Source organism: Corynebacterium sp. AOP36-E1-14 (assembly GCF_052377495.1).
GTDB lineage: Bacteria > Actinomycetota > Actinomycetes > Mycobacteriales > Mycobacteriaceae > Corynebacterium.
The window spans coordinates 1-319 of sequence record NZ_JBQSWV010000086.1; the positions used below are offsets into that span (position 1 = coordinate 1).

The 319-nt window shown below is 59.2% G+C and carries 1 protein-coding gene; it reads left to right on the top strand.

All coding sequences use genetic code 11. From position 1 onward, the window contains the following. Positions 1-283, top strand: a 283-nt coding sequence (locus ACT3TD_RS14855; RefSeq protein ID WP_444615252.1) for a hypothetical protein, incomplete at its 5' end; no start/stop codon positions are given. Positions 284-319: the final 36 nt, after the last annotated feature.

Genomic DNA, 319 nt, shown 5'->3' on the forward strand with positions numbered 1-319 from the left:
TTCTGGACCACATCAGGAAGGTAGCGTCGAGTGTGCACGTGAGAGGGTAATCATGACGGGTGCGTTCTCTGTCGAGGACATATCCATCGCCGTTCATCGTCGATCAGGGTTGGACACTGCTCTGGGCGAGGAGCTTGTGCGCGAGCAGATTGGCACGATTGAGCCGTCAGAAGGCCGGGTCATTGACCCAGGGCAAATCGGTGCGGATGATACCGAGCGACTAGTCCGGTTGGTTGAGAAGGAGGCTGAGTGCAAGGTGGGGTCGGAGGTGCCAGGAAGCTGATCAAGGTAGCCTTTCGCGATCCCGCGGCACGGGCCT